Raw genomic sequence first — 19,961 nt, forward strand, 5'->3', positions numbered from 1 at the left:
CGTGCCGCGGGGGCGGCTGGTGTGGGGGGCGGGCCCGCGGCGCGGCCCGGCCCCCCCCCCCCGGCGGGGGCCCCCCCCCCCCCCCCCGGGGGCGCCCCCCCCCCCGGGGCGCCCCCCCCCCCCCCCCCGCCGCTCACTGGGCCGTGACCTGCACCGGTGAGCGCGCCGCCGTCGGGTCGAGCGCCGGGCCCTCCGGGATCAGGTGGACGAGGTTGTAGGGCACCGGCGTGACGTCCTCGGCGCCGTACCCCAGCTTGTTGATCTGGTCCCCGGTCTGCAGCGGGAACCTCCTGCCCTGGTCGGTGAGCAGGAAGTAGGTCTGCACGAACGCCTTCTGGCCGTCCCCGGGCAGCAGGCCGCCCAGGGCCGCGCCGCCGGCGGGCAGCAGCACCTGGTCGAAGTGCTCCTGGTCGCTCCGGGACGTGGGCACGGGAATGGTCATCGTCGCGCCGACCGTGATCTTCGCCTGCGCTGAGCCGTTCTGCGTGTCGGCGTACACCGCGCACAGCGCCGCCGAGGACGTGACCGTTCTGGGCAGGCTCGTCGGCAGGCCGCCGACCGTGAGGGTCTGGCGGGAGGTCCGGCCGTTCGCGGTGGCGGCGTCGATCTCGAGCGGGACGGCGGCGCGCCTGCCGTACGCGGCCTTGGTCCTCGGGTCGGCGAGCAGCAGCGTCGCCTGGGTGAGGTTGACGGGGGCGAGCCCGTCGGCGAGCAGCACGTACCAGCGGTCGGGAGCCCCGCCCATGCCCTTCACGGTGTAGACCTGACCGACCGCACCCTTGCCGCCCCCGGGGGCGACGGCGCGCCGGCCCAGGCCGGTGATGGGCGGCGGCATGAAGTCGGGGCCGGGAGGGATCGCGTTGATCCAGGTCGAGGGCACTCTTCTGGGATGGGCGTTGAGCGCGCGCACACCCGTCTCGGTCACCTTCATGCGCCGGTCGTTCCAGACCACCCAGCCCTGCTGGCCGTCCGTGACGACCAGCGCGTCGCCGCCCACGGGTGTCCCGCCGACGTCCTGTCCGCCCACCAGCGTGACGTACGGCCCCCGCGCCCCGGCGGCCTGCCCCGGCTCGGTCACGCACGCCGACCACGGGCCCTTCACCAGCTTCTCGCGGGCCGGAAGGCTGTCCGGCGCGCCCGCGATGCCCACCAGCGGCCCGCGCGGCAGCGTCGCCAGCGACGCGGCGGAGACGTTGCGCACCTTGAAGTCGGTCGCGTCGAGCAGCAGCAGCGCCGAGACGTAGTTGGCGGTCGGCAGCAGCCGCCCCTGCTCCTGGCTGTAGACGTAGGTGGCGCCCGTCTCCTCCTCGACCAGGAGCTGGCCGGCCTCGGTCAGGTTCGTCGCCCCGCCGGGTTTGAGCAGCCCCCAGATCCCGAACACCGCCGCGATGAGCACGCCCACGAGCACGCCGCAGAACATCGCCACGTTGTGCCGCCGCATGGGCGTCTCCGGCACATCGGGCTCAGCCTGCAGCAACGCCATGCCCAGGCGCTGCTGCATCAGCCGATGAGCCTGGTAGAGGTCCTTCCGGGTCTGCATCTCACCTCTCCCGTATCGCAGGGATCAGCATAGAACGCTCTTGTGTCATGAACCTCTACGGAAGTAGCAAACCCCAATAGAACGCCCACGGAACGAAGGCCACGCCCGCCGCGACGAGCAGGCCCAGCCGTACCCGCTCGCCGGTCGCGCGTTCGCGCCGCCACGTGCGCGCTGCCAGCGCCGTCGCCACGACGGTGGCCACCGCGACGGCCTGCAGCGCCAGCCAGACGAGCGGCCTGCCGAGGAGCATCGGACCGGGCGCGGCCAGCTTTCCGCCGGTGGACATCAGGTAGAACAGGTAGGCGAACCCGCCCAGCGCCGCCGCGAGCCCTCCGGCGCTGACCACCCGAGCCGCCGCCGTCCCCTTGGCCGGCGTGCTCCGGACCGCCGCCGTTTCTTTGGCCGGCGTGCTCCGGACCGCTGCCGTTTCTTTGGCCGACGTGGCCCGGACCGCTGCCGTTTCCGCGGTCGGCGTGGCGTGGGCGGCTGTCGTTTCGTTGGTCGGTGTGGGCCGGGCCGCGCCGCGGCCCCGGATCCGCCGGACCACGGCGACCGCCGGATATCCGGCGAACCCAGCCAGGAACAGCGCCAGGACCGCCGTCTGCGCGAAGGCCGACTCCCACCACGCGGGCGGCGGCGTCCCGACGGAGTCCTCCGCCTGGACGGGCGCGGGCCCCGACACCTCCGCGACCGGCGCCTGACCCGAGGTCGCCTTCGCCACCCAGCCGCCCACCAGCTCGGCGTAACCGGGAGCGAGCTCGGGCAGACGCGTGACGCCGCCGTCCGGGGTCACATGAGCCGCGTGATCGGCCTTCTCGAAGAACCGGAACGTGTACCGCCTGTTGCCGCCCTTCTCCAACGCCGCGCGGAAGATCGGCGGCGTCTCGCGAGGCGGGGTCAGCAGGTCGTGCACGCCCCAGATCGCCAGCACCGGCTGCCGCACCGCGGCCAGGACCGGCTCGGGATCGTAGTAGGGCTCGGGGAACATGTCCCCGTCCGCGATCACCCGGTACAGCTTGGGCTCGGCGTGCTCGACCAGCGACCCGCCGACCCCCGCCTTGCGCAACCCGGCCGCCACGGCCCACGTCTGCTGCCGCAGGGGCTGCAACGCGTTGGCCCCGACCACCACCACGAACGCGATGTCCTTGGACTTGGAGGCGGCGAGCGGCGCCACCCACCCGCCCTCGCTGAGCCCCCAGATGCCGACCTTGCCGGGATCGACCCCGGGCTCCTTGCGCAGCGTCGCGACCGCGCCGAGCGCGTCGTCGGCGAGTTGCGCGTACGACCGATGGAACAGCGAATAGTTCACCGAGCGCTTGTCGTAGATCAGCACGGTCAGGCCCTGCCGGGCGAAGGCGACGGCCTCACCCAGCAACTTCTCCCGAGACGTCCCCGTCCCCGCCCCATGCACCAACACAACCCCAGCCCGTCCACCCCGACCGCTCGCGCCCTCTCCGGCGAGGCCGTCCCGGCTCAGCCCGGCCAGGTCGTCCCGGCCTTGCCCGGCCGCGCCGTCCCTGCCTTGTCCGGCCTCGCGCCCGGCCTGGGACGCGCCCCCGACCTGGGCCATGTCTCCGGGCTGCCCCTTAGCCCCGCCTTGGGCTGTACCGCCGCCTTGGGCCGTACCCCCGACCTGTGCTGTGCCCCCGACACCGGCTGTACCGCCGACCTGTGCTGTGCCTCCGGCCTGGGCCGCGCTGCCGGCACCTGAGGGGCTGATCGCGCTGGCCGACGGGCTGATCACGCTGCCGTGCATCTCCAGCCCACCGCTGCCGCGGAACGTCACCTCATGAACCGTCAGGTCACCCGGAACCGCAAGGCCACTTGGAGCCGCCTGGCCACCTGCAGCCGCCTGGCCACCGGGAGCCGCGAGGCCGCCAACAGCCGCCTGGCCGCCAACAGCCGCCAGGTCACCGGCAACCGCCAGGTCACCGGCAACCGCCAGGCCGCCGGGAACGGTGAGGCCGCCCGGAACTGCCGGTCCCGCGCGATCGGGCTCGACCGCCCCGGCCCCAGCGCCGCGCCGTCCTTCACCGGTCATTGCGGCCTTCTGGCCGAGATCGGCCGTCGTTGCGGCGTTCGAGGTGACGTCGGCGGCGGGGGCGGCACGACCCAGTCCGGGCGTACTGAGCCATAACACGACGCCCGCGACGGCGCTGAGGGAGACGGCGGCAGAGGCCGTGAAGAGGTTTCGCATATTGCCGACAGTAGTCTGCAGAGATATCTCGGCAAAGAGATGTCTGCAGATATCGTCCTCAAGGACTAGCCTGCTCCTCATGAAGGACGACGAGCCCCTGGTGCTCCACGATCCCGACCGGCTCAAGGCCCTGGCCCATCCCATGCGCCGCCGCATGCTGACCCACCTGAACATCCACGGCCCAGCCACCTCCACCACCCTCGGCGAGCTGCTCGGCGCCAAGACCGGCACCACCAGCTACCACCTGCGCCAACTGGAGAAGTACGGCTTCATCGAGGAGATCCCCGAACGCTCCTCCGGCCGCGAACGCTGGTGGCGCCGCGCCAAACTACCCAGGGACATCCGCCTCCCCGAGCCCGGCGACCTCGGCCCGGAGGATCAGGCGGTCCTGACCGAGTTCCACCGGATCGGGCTGGAGGAGGACCGCGCCCTGCTGGACCGCCTCCCCGCCGCCTTCCAGACCGACCCCGACTGGGTGAAGGGCTCCCGGGGGCTCGCCCGCATGACCAAGGACGAGCTCAGGGAGTTCCACGACGCCTACGTGGCCCTGCTCCTGAAATACAGCCACCCCGCGGACGAGGCACCACCCGACGCCCGCCCGCTGTACGTTCGCATGTACACCCTCCCCGCCGACGACTCCTGACCCCCCACAACGCCGCCACCCGCACGCATCGGGCCCCAGGGAGGCCGACCGGCCGCGGTGGCATGGGCCCTGAACGCCCCTCCCCGTCCGACGAGCCTGACTCAGATGCCATGCCCAGGACGCCCGGACCCGTGCGGTCCTCAAGGGGTGGGTGACGTGGGATGGGTCGGGTGGCTACGGCTGAGTGGCTCGGGCGGCTCGCGGCGGAGGCTTGGGTGGTGGGTCAGGAGGTGTCGGGGAGGGCTGTTTGGATGGGGGTGATGTTGCCGGTGGTGACCAGGAGGCCGCGGCCAGGTGGGCCGCCGCCGGCCCCGCGGGGCAGGCGGATGCTGAACAGGTCGCCGTCGGTCGGGCCCTGGACCGACAGGAGCACGCCCGTACGGGACTTGCGGGTCTCGGCCACGAACCCGCGATAGGCGACCGCCAGGTCACCGGTGGAGCCGGCGATCAGCAGGCCGTGATCGCCGTCCCTGCCCGAGCGGAGCACCTCCTCCAGGGACGTGCCCAGCGGTGAGTCCGGGTTGACCAGTTCGGCGTCGTCCACGACCACCACGTACTGGCCCAGGTCAGCGACCAGTTCGGATAGGTCGGCGGCGTTCCCGTCGAGGACGGCCACCGCGTCCGCCAGGTCGCGCAGCGGGCTTCGTCTGGGGGCGACGGCGACGACCGGCGTGCCCGCGGCGATGAGCGACCGCGCCGCCGTCACCAGTACGGACGACCGCCCCGACCGCGACGGCCCCGCGATCACCGCACCCGGCCCGTGGGCCAGCAGGTCGACGCCGAGCGGGGTGAGCGCGTCCCCACCCGCCCCGACCAGCGCCCACAGCGGGGACGGCGGAGTGAACGCCGGATCGAGGTCCATCGTCTGGGACGCGGTGACCCGCATCGGCAGCGCGTCGACGCGCAGCGGCTGTTCGCCCTCCCCGGAGCGCCCCCCACGCCCGGCGGCCTGCGGGCTCGCGCTGCGGGCCAGGGCCTGGAGGGCGGCGACCTGGGCGGGGCCCGCGGGGTCGGCGGAGAGAAGGGCGATGTGGTGTTCGGTGATGCCGTGCTCGCCCAGCGACAAGGCGCGGCCCGGAGGCATGGAGGCGGGCAGCCCCTTGAGCGGGAACCCGGCCAGCCCGTAGTCGGCCGTGTCGGACAGGCGCAGCAGCAGGCGGTCGTCGAAGACCGTCGAGACCTGGCCGAGCAGGCCGGACCGGTCGCTGGTGACCACCGCGCGCAACCCCACCGCCGGGCCCTCGCGCAGGAGCTGGAGCAGGGCTTCGATCAGGCGACCGTAGTCGTAGCTCTCGAACGCGGCGACGAAGCCCTCCCAGCGGTCGAGCATGAACACCAGCCACGGCAGGCGGTGACCGGCCTGGCGGTATTCGGCGAGCGAGGCGTGGCCCGCCTCGGCCAGCAGTTGCTGGCGGCGGCCCACCTCGGCGCGCAGCCGGCCGAGCAGCCGCTCCACCCGTTCGATCTGGTCGCGGGTGACGACGGCGCCGCAGTGGGGCATCGCCATGACGGGCAGCAGCGCGCCCGAGCCGCAGTCCACCGCATGGACGTGCACGTCGGCGGGCGACGTCCGGGCCGCGATGGCGCCGGCGATGGTCCGCAACGCCGTCGAGCGGCCGCTACGCGGGGCGCCCGCGATCAGCAGGTGGCCGCCGTTGGCCAGGTCGAGCGCCAGCGGGCAACGATCCTGCCGCCACGGACGGTCGCTCACCCCGAACGCCAACGGCGCCACCTCCTCGAACCCGCCGCCGGCCACCTCGTACGCCACCCCAGCCGCACCTTCCGGCACCCCAGCCCCCTCGTACGGCGACGCGGGACCGGCGTGCCCGGCTCCGAGCGAGCCCTCCGGCGGGGCGGTGGGCAGGTCGAGCACCAGGTGGGTGGGCAGGGGGGCGAGCCACGGGCTCGGCTGGGCCGGGACGCCCGCCAACCGGCCGGCCTCGACGAGCGCGTCCGCGACCAGGCCGAGATCGGTGACCGCCGACTCCTCGGCCGGCTCCGGAGGCGGCGGAAGCGGCCTGCCGAGCGATCGCCAGTCGACGTCGAGCACCCGCACCCGCCCGGCCGGCCCCCCGGCGGACGGCACACGCGCGGGGCTCCGCCCGCCCACCCTGGCCGTCTGGACGGCGATCGCCGCCCCCACCCCCGACCGCACGTAACACCGGCCAGGGGTGGACTTGGAGATCGCGGCCGCGTCGGGCAGGTCGATGACGTCGGTGGACTCGGCGGGCTCGGTCACCCGCAGCGCGATCCGCAGCGAGGTGTTGGCCTGGATGTCGGCCGTGACCACGCCTGCCGGCCGCTGGGTGGCCAGGATCAGGTGGATGCCCAGCGAACGGCCCCGCCGCGCGATGTCCACCAGGCCGGCCACGAAGTCGGGCAGCTCGGCCACCAGCGCGGCGAACTCGTCGATGATCAGCACCAGGCGCGGCATGGGGGCCTGGCCGGCGTAGTCGTCGATGTCCTTGGCGCCCGCCGCCAGCAGCAGGCGTTCCCTGCGCCGGATCTCGGCCGCCAGCGAGTCGAGGGCCCGCTGGGTCAGGTGCCCGTCGAGGTCGCTGACCATGCCGACGGTGTGCGGCAGGCGTACGCACTCCTTGAAGGCCGCGCCGCCCTTGTAGTCGATCAGCACGAACGTGAGCTGGTCGGGCCGGTTGGCCACCGCCAGCGAGCAGATCAGCGTCTGCAGCAGCTCGGACTTGCCCGCGCCGGTGGTGCCGGCGATCAGCCCGTGGGGGCCGTCGAGCTTGAGGTCGACCGAGAACGGGCCGTCGGGGCCGACGCCGATCAGCGCCTCGGTGGTGCCGCGGGCCCGCCACCGGCCGGCCAGCTCCTTGCCGGACGGGTCGGGCATGCCCATCAGGTCGAGCAGGCGGACGGCTCCGGGCAGGTTGCCCGACGGATCGTCCCGGCTCACGTCGCGGATGGGGGACAGGGCCCTGGCCAGCCGGTCGCACCAGGCGGACGAGACCAGGTCGCCCAGCACCGGCCCGATCACGTCGAGACCGCCACCGAGCAGGCGGACGAGGCCGTCGGAGCCGCAGGCCGCCACCGTCTGGCACTCCTCGGGCAGCAGCCGCTGGTCGTCGTCGATGGCGAGGGTGAACACCCCGGACCGGGGGCCCTGCCGCAGGACCTGGGGCATGTTGGGCAGGCCGCGCAGGATCTGGGCACCGTCGAGGATCACCAGGACGTCGTGCGGACGGACGTCGTAGGAGGAGAAGCTGGGCTTCTCGGGGCCGCCCAGATCATCCCAGCCTGTGGGGATCTTGCCGAACTCGGGGATGGCGGTGTTCTGGCGTTCGTCGATGAGCGCGGCCAGTTCGGCGACGCGGCGGGCGGCCGACTCGGGGTCGCTGCCGACCAGGGCCACGCAGTCTTCGCCCGCACGCGGGGCGCAGTGCGGCAGCCAGCGCGTCCAGCCCCAGCGGCGTTCGCCGTCGGCGCGCGCGGACACGACCACGATGGCCAGGTCGCGCGGGCTGTGCAGGGTGGCGGCCTGGGCGATCAGCCAGCCGGCCAGGCTGGTCGCGGCCCCGCGCGGGCCGGTGACGCCCGCGACGCCGAGCCGGCGCATGGCCAGCGCCACCGGCACGGCGCGGCAGAGCGGCGGCTCGATCGGACCGCCCTGCTCCTCCGACAGGTCGAGGTTGGCGGGCAGGTCGGCGAGGCCGACGCGCAGCCGCAGGGAGTCGGCGTCGTGGATGCGGCGCTCCCACAGACGCCTGCGCGGCCCGGTCGCCGTGAGCAGGACCTGGGCCGGGTCGGGCGCGTCGGACCTGCGCGCGGCCTCGTCTGCGGCCCTGGCCCGCTCGACCTCCTCGTCGTAGGCCCGGACGCGTTCGCCGAACTCCTTGAGCGCCTGCTTGTGCTTCTTCCTGCCGTGGCGGCGGTCGCTGACCCACTGGCCGATCATGATGATCGGCGTCATCAGGGCGACGAGCAGGTAATAGGGGGCGTGCAGGGCGAACGCCAGCGTCACGCCGAGCACGGCGGGCAGGAACGCGGCCAGCAACTGCAGCCGCATGCCCTCGGACCTGGTGGGCTCCTTGGGCTTGACGAACCTGCGCTCCGGCTCGGGACGGCGCAGCCTGGGCGGCCGGTTGTAGGCGAGCCCGCCCTCGCCCCTGGGCGCGAGGTGGGCGTCCTTGGGCTCGATGGAGGTGAGCACGAACACCGAGGACCCGCAGGTCAGCACCGCCTGGTCGGGCCACTCGGCGGGCCCGGTGAGCGCCCTGCCGTCGAGCTCGGGCATGTCGCCCTGCTCGGCGGCGAACTCGGCCGCCTCCCGCTCGGCGACCCGCGCGGTCAGCTCGGCCACCTCCTCGGCCCACCGCCCCTTCAGCTTCAGCCTGGAGGGCTGCCCGGAGCTCTGCCGGTGCGCCCGTTCGACGGTGATCGCGTCAGGCGTCACGCGCACGGCGACGGCCTCGGCGGCCAGGAGGGGATCGGCGACGGCCATCGCGCAGGTCGGGTCGGACCCGATGACGTGCACGCCCAGCCCCAGCCGGTGGACGGCCCCCGCCGCCGGGCCGCCGATCACGCGGATCTCGGCCACCCCGCCGGGCTCCTCGACCACGGTGGCGCGGGCCAGGCGCGGGTCGAGCGTGACCTTGTCGCCGTCGCGCAGGACGGCCGCCGCCGGCGCCCGCGGATCGAGCGGACGCCCGTCACGCCAGAGCAGCGCGCCGGACTCGCCGGGCACGTCGGCGGGGACGTCGAGCCGGTCGGGGACGCGCGGACGGGGGATGCGCCCCTCGGCCCCGCCCCGCCCCCCGGCCTCGGGCGCCAGGCCGTAGGGCGCGCGCGTCCGCGGCAGCTGGACGACCTTCGCCATGGACGTGCGCCCGCTCAGCGCCTCGGTCACCCCGGCCACCGTGGCGCCGCCGTCGCCGTCGATCACGACGTCACGGTCGCCCTGCTCGCCGAGCACGGTGAGCATGATCCGCATGTGCCGTCTCCTCGCTCGACCTCGGGCGCCAAGGTAGCGCCAGAAGCGAGAGTAGGTGTCCCGGTTGACGCCACCGGCATGAGAACGCGGTTCTGTGGATAACTCGCGCGCCCAGCGTCACGATCAAGCCTGAAAAAGTTGTGATTAATGCGACTGAAGATAAAACTGTGACCAGCATGCCGATAAATCGGTATTCGTCAACTTGGTAGAGACAATAGGCATCGATTATTCCGGGTTGACATCGCGCCACCTGCGAAACAAGCATGGGTCCTCGCATTCCGCCCACGCCCCACCCGGGCGCCCCACATAATGGGCGTGAATTCCGCATTTCACAATGGGAGCCCCCCACCCATGAGGACCAGTGAAAAACCTGTCGCCGACAACGCGGCGGCGGGGTTGTCCGGCCCGGCCTCGCGCAAGCTCCCCGTGCCCCCACGCGAACGCAAGCCGGCCCTCGCCGCGCTGGCGGTCCTGCTCATACTCGGCGGAGCGCTGGCCACCACGCTGCTCGTGCTGCGCAGCGGCGACCGCGTCTCCGCCATCAGGATCACCCAGCAGGTCGGCGCGGGCCAGGAGTTCGTGGACGGCATGCTCGAAGAGGTGAAGATCGCCTCGGACACGGGCGTCGACTACGTCCCCTGGTCCCGGCGGTCGGAGGTGACCAAGAGCTTCGCCGCGGTCACGATCCTGCCGGGCACCCTGCTGACCAACCAGATGGGCAGCAAGGCCAGCGACGAACTCGGCCCGGGAAAGGCGACCGTCGGCCTCGCCCTCAAACCCGGCCAAATGCCTGCCGGCATTCAACAGGGCGACCGCGTCCAGGTCGTGTACGTGCCGAACCGGACGGCTCAGGGGCAAAGTCGCGTACTGGCCGAGAGCGCGCTCGTGTTCAGCACGGGCGACAAGAACCGGACCGGCGGTAATTCCGGCCAGATCACCGTGATCGTCGATTCGTCGGACTCACCGCAAATACTCGCCTATGCCTCCAGCGGAGAGATCGCGGTGGCCGAGCTCCCGGGAGCGCGCTGACGTGGCGCTGATCGTTCTGGCCGCCGACAAGGGCGCGCCCGGCGTGACCACCGCGGCCACCGCCCTCGCGGCGGTGTGGCCGCGGCCCGTGCTGCTGGCCGAGTGCGACCCGGCCGGTGGCGACCTCGCCTACCGGCTGCCCGCCGCCGACGGCGGCGTGCTCAACCCGGGCAAGGGCCTGCTCACGCTCGGCGCGACCGCCCGCAGGGGCCTCGAACCCGCCCAGATCCACCAGCACACGCAGAAGATCATCGGCGGGCTCGACGTGCTGGCCGGGCTCACCCACGGCGAGCAGGCGGCCGGGCTCACCTGGCTGTGGGGCCCGCTGGGCAGGTCGCTGGCCGCCATCCCCGACGCCGACGTGATCGCCGACTGCGGCCGCCTGGGCTCCCACCCGCAGATCGCCGACCTCCTCGCCGAGGCCGAGCAGGTGCTCCTGCTCACCAGGGCGACCCTCGACCACGTCGCCCACCTGCGCGAACGCCTCCAGATCACCAAGGCGCACGGCGTCGTCGTGATCGCCGACCCGCGCAACTACCGGGCCTCGATCGAAGACGTGCGCAGGATCGTCGGGCCCATCGTCCAGTTCGTCCACGGGCTGGCCCACGACGCCAAGGGCGCCGAGCTGCTGCGCGGGCAGTGGGGCGGCCGGCTCGACCGGTCCCTGCTCATCCGCACGGCCCGGGACCTCGCCGCGAGGCTGGTGAGCCACCGATGATCGACCACACGCTCGTCAAACGTTTCCGCCAGGAGGTCGGCGACCGGCTGGCCCAGCAGCGCCGGATCGACCAGGCGAGCGGCGTCCCGCCGATGTCCGGCGAGGACGAGCGCCAGTTCGCCAGGGCGCTGATCTCGCAGGTGCTGGAGGAGCACGCGCGCAACGAGATCGGCCTCGGCCGCACGCCGCCCACCATCGAGGAGGAGGAGGCCCTGGCGGCCGGCATCCACGCCGCGCTGTTCGGCGTGGGCCGACTCCAGCCGCTGCTCGACGACCCCGAGGTCGAGAACATCGACATCAACGGCTGCGACCGCGTGTTCGTCAGCTACGCCGACGGCCAGGAGCTCATGCAGGACCCGGTCGCCGAGTCCGACGACGAGCTGGTCGAGCTGATCCAGATCCTGGCGGCGTACTCGGGGCTGTCCAGCAGGCCGTTCGACACCGCCAACCCCCAGCTCGACCTGCGGCTGCCCGACGGCTCCCGGCTGAGCGCGGTCATGGACGTCACCGTGCGCCCGGCCGTGTCGATCCGCCGCTCCCGTCTCGGCAAGGTCTTCCTGTCCGACCTGACCGGCAACGGCACGATCAGCCCGGAGGTCGGCAGATTCCTGACGGCCGCCGTCGCCGCCCGCAAGAACCTCATGATCGCCGGGTCCACCAACGCCGGCAAGACCACCCTGCTGCGGGCGCTGGCCAACGAGATCCCGCCCAGTGAGCGCCTGATCACCGTCGAACGCGCCCTTGAGCTGGGCCTGGATCAGTTCCCCGAGCTCCACCCCAACGTCGTCGCCTTCGAGCAGCGCCTGCCCAACTCCGAGGGCCAGGGCGAGATCTCCATGGCCGAGCTGGTCAGGCGCTCGCTGCGGATGAACCCCAGCCGCGTCATCGTCGGCGAGGTGCTGGGCGACGAGATCGTCACCATGCTCAACGCGATGACCCAGGGCAACGACGGCTCGTTGTCGACGATCCACGCCAACTCCAGCATGGAGGTCTTCAACCGCATCGCCACCTACGCCCTGCAGGCCGGCGAGCGTCTGCCCATCGACGCCACGCACATGCTCATCGCGGGCGCGATCGACTTCGTCGTCTTCATCGAGAAGCGCAACGACTACCACGTCGGCGGCACCCTGCGGCGTTACGTCTCCAGCATCCGCGAGGTCAACGGCTGCGACGGCCGCGTGTTGTCGAGCGAGGTGTTCGTGCCCGGTCCCGACGGCACGGCCGTCCCGCACGCGCCGGTCTCGTGCCTGGAGGAGCTCGTCGCCCACGGCTACAACCCGGGAGGCTGGTGAGGATGGCGTTCGACCTCGACCCGCTCGCGATGGTGGCGGGCGCGGCCGCCGGCGGCGGCCTCTTCCTGTTCTTCCTCGCCCTGTACGGCCTGCGCCGCCGCCCGTCCCAGCCCAGACGCCCGCTCGTCAAGATGCTGACCACCCGCACCGCCGTCGCCGCGGTGGCCGCCGGCCTGGTCCTGGTGGTCACGGGCTGGCCGGTCATGGCGGTGGGCACGGTGCTGCTGGTGTTCGCCTGGCGCGGCCTGTCCGGCGGCGCGGCCGAGGAACGCGCCGCCATGCGCCGCCTGGAAGGGCTGGCCGCCTGGACCGAGTCGCTGCGCGACACCATCGCCGGGGCGGCCGGGCTGGAGCAGGCCATCCCGTCCTCGATCAGGGCCGCCGCGCCCACGCTCCGGCCCCACCTGCGGGCCATGGTCGACCGCCTGCACACCAGGATGGCGCTGCCGGAGGCGCTGTCCCGCTTCGCCGACGAGCTCGACGACCCCTCGGCCGACCTGGTGATCGCCGCGCTCATCCTCAACTCCCGGCTGCGCGGCCCCGGCCTGCGCGACGTGCTCGGCGCGCTCGCCGTCTCGGCCCGCGAGGAGCTCGACATGCGCCGCCGCGTCGAGGCCGAACGCCGCTCGACCAGGCGCAGCGTGCAGATCGTGGTGATCACGGCACTGGTCTTCGCCGGGCTGCTCATCCTGTTCAACCCCGCCTACGTCAGCGAGTACGGCTCCACCCTCGGCCAGGCCGTGCTCGTGGTCGTCGGCGGCCTGTTCGGCGCCGGGTTCGCGTGGATGCGGCGGCTGGCCAGGTTCGACAAGCCGACCCGGCTGCTGATGGGGGGAGGCGGCCATGGTTGAGGGCGTGCTGGCCGGGGCGGTGCTCGGCCTCGGCCTGTTCGTGCTGGTACGCGCGTTGTTCCCGGCCCGTCCCGGGCTCGTGGCGCGGCTGCTGGCGCTCGACGCCGTGCGCGAGGACGCCGACGCCCCGCGCATCCAGCTCCTGCTGCCCGACGAGGAGGTCAGCGCGTTCCGCCGCGGCCTCGGCGCCCGCCTGGCCCGCCTCTACGGCGCCCGCGGCTGGGAGGCCCGCTCGGTCAAGTCCGACCTGGCCCTGCTCGGACGCTCGTTCGAGGCGTTCCTGGCCACCAAGGTGCTGCTCGCCGCGAGCGGTCTGCTGGCCTTCCCGATCCTGCTCGGCTGGCTGGCGCTCATGGGGTGGGGCGTGTCGTTCACGGTGCCGTTCTGGTCGGCCGTGCTCGTGGCGCTGCTCTTCTTCTTCCTGCCCGACCTGCAGATCCGCAAGGAGGCCGCGGCCATGCGACGCGACTTCCGGCACGTCGTGGGCGCCTTCCTCGACCTGGTCTCGATGAACCTGGCGGGCGGGCGCGGCGTGCCCGAGGCGCTGATGATGGCCGTGTCGGTCAGCGGTGAGCAGCCCAACTGGGCGATGGGCCGCATCCGCGACGCGCTCGGCGGCGCCCGGATCGTCGGCATCACCCCGTGGCAGGCGCTCGGCCAGCTCGGCGAGGAGATCAACGTCGACGAGCTGCGCGACCTGTCGGCCGCGCTCGGCCTGGTGGCCGACGACGGCGCCAAGGTGCGCGCCTCGCTCACCGCCAGGGCCGCCACCCTGCGCCGGCGCGAACTGGCCGAGATCGAGGGACGCGCGGGCGAACGTTCGCAGTCGATGCTCGTGGCCCAGCTCCTCCTGTGCGCCGGTTTTGTGATCTTTCTCAGTTTTCCCGCCGCGATGAAGATGTTGGGGGCCTGATGAACCATCCCTGGATCGTCTATCTCACCGCCTACCTGGGGGTGCGGATCCAGCGCGCCCGCACCGCGCCCAGCAGGGGCGCCTCCGCCGTCGAATGGGTGATCATCACGGCCATCATCGCGGGCGTCGCGCTCGGGCTGGCCACGCTGATCAAGACCCTGGTCGAGCAGAAGTCCAGCGAGATCCAGGGCACGTTCGGCGGCGGCGGCGGTGGTGGCGGAGACTCGTGAGCGGGGCGCGACCGTGATCGAGCTGGCGTTGCTGATGCCGGTCATCCTCGCGGTCGCGCTCCTCGTCGTGCAGGTCGCGCTCTGGTTCCACGGTCGCCAGATCGCCGAGGCGGCGGCCAGGGAAGGCGCGCGGGTGGCCAGGTCGGCGCCGTTCGACTCGGGCGACTGGCAGGGCGCGGCCACGGCGAAGGCCACCGGCATCGTCAAGGCGGTCGGCCCGCGGCTGCTGGAGAACGCCGCGGCCACCACCTCCGAGCGCGACCCCGACCAGCGCTTCGTCACGGTCACGGGCAGCGCCGTGCAGGTCGTGCCGCTGCTGCCGCCGCTCACGTTCACGATCACGGCGACGGCGGGCGGGCCGATCGAGTGCTTCCGTCCCGACAACGGCGGTGATGACTGCCGATGAAGCCGGGCGAGCGCGGCTCGATGGCCGTGGAGACGGTGATGCTCGCCCCCGTCTTCCTGCTGTTCCTCATGTTCCTGGTCGGGGCGGGGGTGCTGGTGGAGACGCAGGGGCGGGTCAACGGCGCGGCCAGGGACGCCGCGCGGGCGGCGTCCGTGCAGCGGAGCTTCGACGACGCCGGCGCCGCGGCGGAGAGCACCGCCAAGACCGCTCTGGACGACAAGTGCGGCGCCAGCACGGTGAACCTGGACGGATCCACCTGGGAGGCGGGCGGCCAGGTGCAGGCGGAGGTGACCTGCGAGCTCGACCTCGGCTTCCTCGGGTTCGGCGGCACCAAGCGGCTGACGGGCACCGCCGTGGCGCCCCTTGAGCAGCTCGTCAGGAGGGAGCCGTGAAGGCGGGGGAGCGGGGGTCCATGTCGGTCTTCACCGTGCTCTTCTCGGTCGTGGTGTTCCTCCTGGCCGGGCTGCTGGTCGACGGCGGCGCGGCGATCAACGCCCGGCTGCGCGCCGCCGACGTCGCCGAGCAGGCCGCGCGGGCGGGCGCGGACAAGATCGACGTCGACCGCCTGCGCACCGGCGGCGAGGTCGCCCTGCTGGACGAGGGCCAGGTCTGCGCCAGGGCCGACGAGATCGTCGCGGCCCAGGGCGGCGACGGCGTGGCCCGCGGCTCCTGCTCGGTCCAGCAGGACCAGGTGACGGTCAGCGTCTCGGTGCGGTGGGAGGCGTTCTTCCTCGGGGCCCTCGGGTTCCCGGGCTCGGAGATGAACGGCGAGGCCACGGCCGCCCCGGAAGCCAGGTAGACCGATTCCCGCCACTCGGTGGCCGGGGCAACGCACGAGGCAGGACGCTGGACGGAGGAAGGGAGCGGCGATGCCGACGCGAGAGCCGACGCGAGAGCCGGCGCGCCCCCCGGGGCGGCACCAGCCCAGGCGGCCGCCTGCGCGCATCCCGGCCAGGCGGACCTTCGGCGACGTGCTCGCCGGGCTCGCGGCGCTGGTGGCGCTGGTGGCGTTGGTGGGCGGGGTGCCGTACGCGCTGCTCAGGTTCGCCGGGCCGCCGGTCACGTCCGAGATGCTCGATCTGCGGTTCTTCACCGCCGAGGCCGGGCCGAGCACGATCCAGGCCGTCCTGGTGCTGCTGGTGTGGCTGGCCTGGTTCCAGCTCTTCGTGTGCGTGCTGGTCGAGGTGTACGCCGGTGTCCGAAGAGTCGGGATGCCTGCCCGCGTACCGCTGTCGGGCGGCACGCAGGCGCTGGCCAACAAGCTCGTCGGCGCGGTGCTGCTGCTGTTCACGGCCGGGGCCATGATCGCGCCCATCGCGCGGATGGCCGCGCCGCCCGCCGCGCCGCCGGTCACCGCGGTCGCCTACTCCGCGCCGATCGTCGAGCAGACGCTGGAGACCCACAAGACCAAGAAGGTGTACGTCGTGCAGCCCCCGCACGGGAGGCACCACGAGAGCCTGTGGGAGATCGCGGACAAGTGCCTGGGAGACGGCCGCCGATATCCCGAAATTTACCGACTCAACCAGGCCAAGGAGCAGCCGGACGGCACCCGCCTGCGCATGGCCGACCTGATCAGGCCCGGCTGGGTGCTCGACATGCCGGACGACGCCAGGAACGTGCACATCGTCCCCGCCGGCCAGTCCCGCGAGCAGACGCTGCGCGAGCACCCCGGCGTGGCCCACACCCGCGCCCAGCCCGACGCCCGGCACCACGCCGCCAAGAAGGCCACGGAGGGCACGGAGGGCACGGAGGGCAGGGCCACCGAGAAGAGCGACAAGGACCAGGCCAGGCACCGCAAGCCCGACGTCCGGCAGGACCAGCCCGAGATCACCATCAGGGAGGCCCAGAGCCTCGACCTGATCGACTACCTGGCCGGAGCGTCGCTGGCCGCCGCCGGGCTGCTGGCCCTGCTGGCCAGGAGGCGGCGGGAGCAGTTGTGGCGCAGGGTGTTCGGGCGCCGGATCGTCCGGCCGCGCGACGACGCCGCCCAGGCCGAGGTCGCGCTCAGGCTGGGCGGCGACGCGCCGGGCGCGCGCATCCTCGACATCGGGCTGCGGCTGCTCGGCGCCGAGCTGGCCGCCCAGCACCGCACCCCGCCCACCGTCTACGGCGCCCACCTGTCCCCGCGCACGCTCGACCTGTGGATCCACCCGCCGGACGACGACCCGCCCGAGCCGTGGACGGCCCAGGACGGCGGCCAGGTCTGGCGCCTGCCCGCCCACGAAGGCCGCCTGCTGGAGGAGCAGCCGGGCGGCGCGCCGTACCCGGGGCTGGTCTCGATCGGCACGGACGCGAGCGGCCGGGTGCTGATCGACCTGGAGGCCGCGCAGGGCCTGATCAACGTCCGCGGCCCGCAGACCACCGCGGCGCTGGCCGCGCTCGCCGTCGAGCTGGCCACCAACCGCTGGTCCGACCGCATGCGCATCACGCTCGTCGGGTTCGGCGAGGAGCTGACCGTGATCGCCCCCGACCGGATCAGGGCCGTCGGCAGCCTGGCCGAGGTGCTGCCCGAGCTGGAGGCGACCGCCGCCCCGCGCCGGGAGGTGCTCACCGGACGCGTCTCCGGCAGCCCGCGCGACGCCCACTACCTGCTGTCGGCCGTGGCGCCCACGCACGAGGAGGCCCGCCGCCTGGCGCTGCTGGCCCGCCGGGACACCGCCGGGTACGTCCTGGCCGGCGACGTCCCGCACGCCACCTGGACGCTGGAGATCGGCGACGACGGCAAGGCGCGCATCGCCGAGCTGGGCTTCGAGGTCGAGGCCCAGCTCCTGCCGCGCCGCCACTACAAGGCGCTGATCGACCTCTTCCGCACCGCCGGACGGCTCGACGGCGAGGCCTACCCCGAGGCCGAGCCGCTGGAGGGCCTGCACCCGCCCGCCGTCGAGATCAGGATGCTCGGCACGATCGAGATCGCCGGGCTCGCGCCCCTCGAAGAGGGCCGCATGGCGCTGGCCACCGAGCTACTGATCTACCTGGCCACGCATCCCGGCGGCGTGCATCCCGTCGTGCTCGGTGGCGTGTTGTGGCCGCGCGGGGTCCAGACCATGGTCAGGGACGCCACCATCGCCCGCGTCGCCGACTGGCTCGGCCCCGAGCACCTGCACGTCGACGAGGCCGGGCGGCTCAGGCTCGGCCCCGAGGTCCGCACGGACTGGGCCCTGTTCCGCGAGCTGGTCCGCCGCTCCCGGCACGACCCGACGGCCCGCACCGTCCTGCTGGAGAAGGCGCTCGGCCTGGTACGCGGCCCGCTCCTGGCCAACCGCCCGTCCGGCCGGTACGCCTGGCTGGCGGCCGACGACCTGGAGTACGACGTCGCGGCCGGCGTGGCCGACGCGGCCCACCGGCTGTGCGAGCTGCGGCTGGCCCAGGACGAGCCGGACGCGGCGGTGGCGGCCGTCCGGGCGGCGTTGCTGCTGGCGACCGACGACGAGGGGCTCTGGCGCGACCTGCTGCGGGCCACCCACGCCACCGGGGACGCCGTCCGCATGCGGGCCGTGGTCGAGGTGCTGACCCGCAGGGCCGCCTCCCACCCGTACGGCGGCGGGATGGCCCCGGAGACCGAGGCGTTGATCGAGGAACTGCTGCCCTCGTGGCGCATCCACGTGGTGAGGGAGTCGTCCGCATGAGACGTATGACGGTGATCGCGCTCGTCCTGCTGGTGGCGGGGTGCGGGCAGGCCGAGCGGCCGTACACGCCGCAGCCGGGCCCGTCAGGGACCGCCTCGGCGACGGCGCCCGCGACGGGAGGCTCGGCGCGGCCCTCCGCGGACGCGCCCGGCGTCGAGACGGTCGAGGTCGGCGGCGGGAAGCTGCGGGTCGACATCGACTGGCCCGCCCGGCGCGACCCGCTCATGCGCGTCATCACCGACTGGTACCTCGCCTCCCGCAAGGTGATGGTCTCGGGAAGCGATCGATACCTGAAGGATCTGGATCTCGAACTCCAGGCGGTGCGCCAGGCGTATGACGGAGTACGCCGGTACACCGAGGAGGACAGAAGGGTGAAGGGCGTCGCCAGACTGTACGGCCTGCGGGTCACGAAGGTGCTGGACAAGGGCGCGCAGATCGACACCTGCGTGGACGAGTCGAAGGCACGCGTGGTCAGCGCGAGCAGCGGCGAGGCCGTCTCGCCCCAGCCCTCCATCATGCGCGCCCCCTACCTCCAGAGGGCCCTCGCGCACCGCGGCGACGACGGCGTGTGGCGGATCCGGGAATTCCTCTATGACAAGGAAGGATGCGCGCGATGAACCGCGTGATCTCGCTGGCCACCGCGGCCCTCATGCTGCTGGGCCAGCTCGACGACCCCGGCGAGACGGCCGGCAGCCCCATCGAGCACGGCCGGACCAGAGGGATCGAGCTGCGCAACTCTCGGATCGTCATCTCCGGCAACGGCGCCAAGGGCGGCAACACTGACGGATACGTCCTCAAACGCCCCTGCTGGTACGAGCCCGGCATGACGGGCGCGGAGATGCTGAAGTCGCAGGAGGCCCTGCGCGACTACTGGTTCAGGTACACCAAGGACGCGTCCGAGGAGGGCTTCCAGGAGTTTCTCAAGCAGTTCAAGGACAAGGTCGGCAAGGACGGACGCTGGTGGGGCCCGGCGTACGACGCCTCCGACCCGAAGGGCCAGGTCTGCTTCGCGGCGCTCGACCCGTTCGTGTTCGTCCCGCCGGGCACGACGCCGCCCGCCGGGATCACGATCCGGGAGCTCGCCGAGATCGCCAGGGCGTCCCTGACCGTGCCCGAGCCCACGATCAAGCTGAGCCCCGACGCCAAGAGCTTCGTCAACCTGCCCACCTGGGTCTGGCTGGAGGGCCTGGGCGAGCGGCGCAGATCGGTGACCGCGGAGATCCCGGGCGTCATGAGCGTGACCGTGGTGGCGACGCTGAAGAGCATCAAGATCGACCCGGGCACCACGAAGGACCGGGCGGAGGTGCACGAGGAGGGCTGCGGGGCGGCCGGACGTCCGTACGCCAAGGGGGCCGCGTTCACCTGCGGCGTGCGTTACCTGCGGGCCTCGATCGACCAGCCGCGCGAGGCGTACCGGCTCACCGTCACCACGTCGTGGCCGGTGGAGACGACGGGTGACGCGGTGCCGTTCCAGTTCGCGCCGGTCGAGGCGGGGGCGACCAGGGACGTGCCGGTCGGCGAGATCCAGAGCAACGTGAAGCCGTAAGGGGCCGAGCTGGGCGATC

The 19,961-nt window shown here is 73.2% G+C and carries 17 protein-coding genes; 14 read left to right on the forward strand and 3 right to left on the reverse strand.

Annotated elements, in window-relative coordinates; translation table 11 throughout:
- Positions 1–133: 133 nt before the first annotated feature.
- Positions 134–1,540 carry a type VII secretion protein EccB gene (gene eccB / locus ACIBQ6_RS40435; RefSeq protein WP_397218413.1) on the reverse strand — a complete coding sequence of 469 codons (1,407 nt, stop codon included), beginning with the start codon at positions 1,538–1,540 and terminating at the stop codon, positions 134–136.
- A gap of 55 nt (positions 1,541–1,595) precedes the next feature.
- Positions 1,596–2,915 (reverse strand): alpha/beta hydrolase family protein, encoded by a 1,320-nt coding sequence (locus tag ACIBQ6_RS40440; protein WP_397218414.1) that lies wholly within the window; start codon positions 2,913–2,915, stop codon positions 1,596–1,598.
- Between the two features lie 414 nt (positions 2,916–3,329).
- Here ACIBQ6_RS40440 and ACIBQ6_RS40445 point away from each other — a divergent pair, with 414 nt between their 5' ends.
- Positions 3,330–3,677, forward strand: a complete 348-nt coding sequence (locus ACIBQ6_RS40445; protein ID WP_397218415.1) for a hypothetical protein — start codon at positions 3,330–3,332, stop codon at positions 3,675–3,677.
- Between the two features lie 139 nt (positions 3,678–3,816).
- Positions 3,817–4,380 carry a helix-turn-helix domain-containing protein gene (locus tag ACIBQ6_RS40450; protein WP_358282511.1) on the forward strand — a complete coding sequence of 188 codons (564 nt, stop codon included), beginning with the start codon at positions 3,817–3,819 and terminating at the stop codon, positions 4,378–4,380.
- 223 nt (positions 4,381–4,603) lie between these two features.
- Here ACIBQ6_RS40450 and ACIBQ6_RS40455 read toward each other — a convergent pair whose 3' ends face one another.
- On the reverse strand, positions 4,604–9,331 hold the full coding sequence (locus tag ACIBQ6_RS40455) for an FtsK/SpoIIIE domain-containing protein (protein WP_397218416.1): 4,728 nt from the start codon (positions 9,329–9,331) through the stop codon (positions 4,604–4,606).
- A 351-nt stretch (positions 9,332–9,682) separates the two neighbouring features.
- On the opposite strand from ACIBQ6_RS40455, the gene ACIBQ6_RS40460 reads away from it, so the two are divergent.
- The 12 genes from ACIBQ6_RS40460 (at position 9,683) to ACIBQ6_RS40515 (ending at position 19,942) form a co-directional block, all read left to right on the forward strand.
- Positions 9,683–10,360, forward strand: coding sequence for a hypothetical protein (locus ACIBQ6_RS40460; RefSeq protein ID WP_358282515.1), 678 nt, complete (start codon positions 9,683–9,685; stop codon positions 10,358–10,360).
- Between the two features lies 1 nt (position 10,361).
- Complete coding sequence (locus ACIBQ6_RS40465) at positions 10,362–11,078, forward strand: hypothetical protein (protein WP_357969990.1); 717 nt, start codon at positions 10,362–10,364, stop codon at positions 11,076–11,078.
- Positions 11,075–12,370 carry an ATPase, T2SS/T4P/T4SS family gene (locus ACIBQ6_RS40470; protein ID WP_358282517.1) on the forward strand — a complete coding sequence of 432 codons (1,296 nt, stop codon included), beginning with the start codon at positions 11,075–11,077 and terminating at the stop codon, positions 12,368–12,370. The genes ACIBQ6_RS40465 and ACIBQ6_RS40470 overlap by 4 nt, the downstream gene beginning before the upstream one ends.
- A gap of 2 nt (positions 12,371–12,372) precedes the next feature.
- On the forward strand, positions 12,373–13,221 hold the full coding sequence (locus ACIBQ6_RS40475; protein WP_352325815.1) for a type II secretion system F family protein: 849 nt from the start codon (positions 12,373–12,375) through the stop codon (positions 13,219–13,221).
- On the forward strand, positions 13,214–14,134 hold the full coding sequence (locus ACIBQ6_RS40480; protein ID WP_358282519.1) for a type II secretion system protein: 921 nt from the start codon (positions 13,214–13,216) through the stop codon (positions 14,132–14,134). The genes ACIBQ6_RS40475 and ACIBQ6_RS40480 overlap by 8 nt, the downstream gene beginning before the upstream one ends.
- Positions 14,134–14,364: a hypothetical protein gene (locus ACIBQ6_RS40485; RefSeq protein WP_397218417.1), complete on the forward strand. Its 231-nt coding sequence runs from the start codon at positions 14,134–14,136 to the stop codon at positions 14,362–14,364. The genes ACIBQ6_RS40480 and ACIBQ6_RS40485 overlap by 1 nt, the downstream gene beginning before the upstream one ends.
- Positions 14,348–14,770, forward strand: coding sequence for a TadE family protein (locus ACIBQ6_RS40490; RefSeq protein WP_357994570.1), 423 nt, complete (start codon positions 14,348–14,350; stop codon positions 14,768–14,770). Before ACIBQ6_RS40485 ends, ACIBQ6_RS40490 begins: the two co-directional genes overlap by 17 nt.
- Entirely contained in the window at positions 14,767–15,162 is a 396-nt protein-coding gene (locus ACIBQ6_RS40495) for a TadE family protein (RefSeq protein WP_397218418.1), read from the forward strand. Before ACIBQ6_RS40490 ends, ACIBQ6_RS40495 begins: the two co-directional genes overlap by 4 nt.
- The gene (locus tag ACIBQ6_RS40500) at positions 15,159–15,569 is read left to right on the forward strand and encodes a TadE/TadG family type IV pilus assembly protein (RefSeq protein WP_397218419.1); all 411 of its coding nucleotides are present in this window, start codon (positions 15,159–15,161) and stop codon (positions 15,567–15,569) included. The genes ACIBQ6_RS40495 and ACIBQ6_RS40500 overlap by 4 nt, the downstream gene beginning before the upstream one ends.
- A 70-nt stretch (positions 15,570–15,639) precedes the next feature.
- Positions 15,640–18,396, forward strand: coding sequence for a BTAD domain-containing putative transcriptional regulator (locus ACIBQ6_RS40505; protein ID WP_397218420.1), 2,757 nt, complete (start codon positions 15,640–15,642; stop codon positions 18,394–18,396).
- Positions 18,393–19,013, forward strand: coding sequence for a hypothetical protein (locus tag ACIBQ6_RS40510; RefSeq protein ID WP_397218421.1), 621 nt, complete (start codon positions 18,393–18,395; stop codon positions 19,011–19,013). Before ACIBQ6_RS40505 ends, ACIBQ6_RS40510 begins: the two co-directional genes overlap by 4 nt.
- A complete protein-coding gene (locus tag ACIBQ6_RS40515; protein ID WP_358282529.1) occupies positions 19,010–19,942 on the forward strand; it encodes a hypothetical protein in 933 nt (310 codons plus the stop codon). The genes ACIBQ6_RS40510 and ACIBQ6_RS40515 overlap by 4 nt, the downstream gene beginning before the upstream one ends.
- Positions 19,943–19,961 lie beyond the last annotated feature (19 nt).

This window comes from Nonomuraea sp. NPDC049655, from assembly GCF_044465465.1.
Classification (GTDB): domain Bacteria; phylum Actinomycetota; class Actinomycetes; order Streptosporangiales; family Streptosporangiaceae; genus Nonomuraea.

Coding starts and splice junctions, on each gene's coding strand:
- ACIBQ6_RS40455 (WP_397218416.1), bottom strand. CDS start 9,331: ATGCGGATCATGCTCACCGTGCTCGGCGAGCAGGGCGACCGTGACGTC.
- ACIBQ6_RS40510 (WP_397218421.1), top strand. CDS start 18,393: ATGAGACGTATGACGGTGATCGCGCTCGTCCTGCTGGTGGCGGGGTGC.
- ACIBQ6_RS40450 (WP_358282511.1), top strand. CDS start 3,817: ATGAAGGACGACGAGCCCCTGGTGCTCCACGATCCCGACCGGCTCAAG.
- ACIBQ6_RS40470 (WP_358282517.1), top strand. CDS start 11,075: ATGATCGACCACACGCTCGTCAAACGTTTCCGCCAGGAGGTCGGCGAC.
- ACIBQ6_RS40445 (WP_397218415.1), top strand. CDS start 3,330: ATGAACCGTCAGGTCACCCGGAACCGCAAGGCCACTTGGAGCCGCCTG.
- ACIBQ6_RS40495 (WP_397218418.1), top strand. CDS start 14,767: ATGAAGCCGGGCGAGCGCGGCTCGATGGCCGTGGAGACGGTGATGCTC.
- ACIBQ6_RS40460 (WP_358282515.1), top strand. CDS start 9,683: ATGAGGACCAGTGAAAAACCTGTCGCCGACAACGCGGCGGCGGGGTTG.
- ACIBQ6_RS40485 (WP_397218417.1), top strand. CDS start 14,134: ATGAACCATCCCTGGATCGTCTATCTCACCGCCTACCTGGGGGTGCGG.
- ACIBQ6_RS40515 (WP_358282529.1), top strand. CDS start 19,010: ATGAACCGCGTGATCTCGCTGGCCACCGCGGCCCTCATGCTGCTGGGC.
- eccB (WP_397218413.1), bottom strand. CDS start 1,540: ATGCAGACCCGGAAGGACCTCTACCAGGCTCATCGGCTGATGCAGCAG.
- ACIBQ6_RS40475 (WP_352325815.1), top strand. CDS start 12,373: ATGGCGTTCGACCTCGACCCGCTCGCGATGGTGGCGGGCGCGGCCGCC.
- ACIBQ6_RS40480 (WP_358282519.1), top strand. CDS start 13,214: ATGGTTGAGGGCGTGCTGGCCGGGGCGGTGCTCGGCCTCGGCCTGTTC.
- ACIBQ6_RS40505 (WP_397218420.1), top strand. CDS start 15,640: ATGCCGACGCGAGAGCCGACGCGAGAGCCGGCGCGCCCCCCGGGGCGG.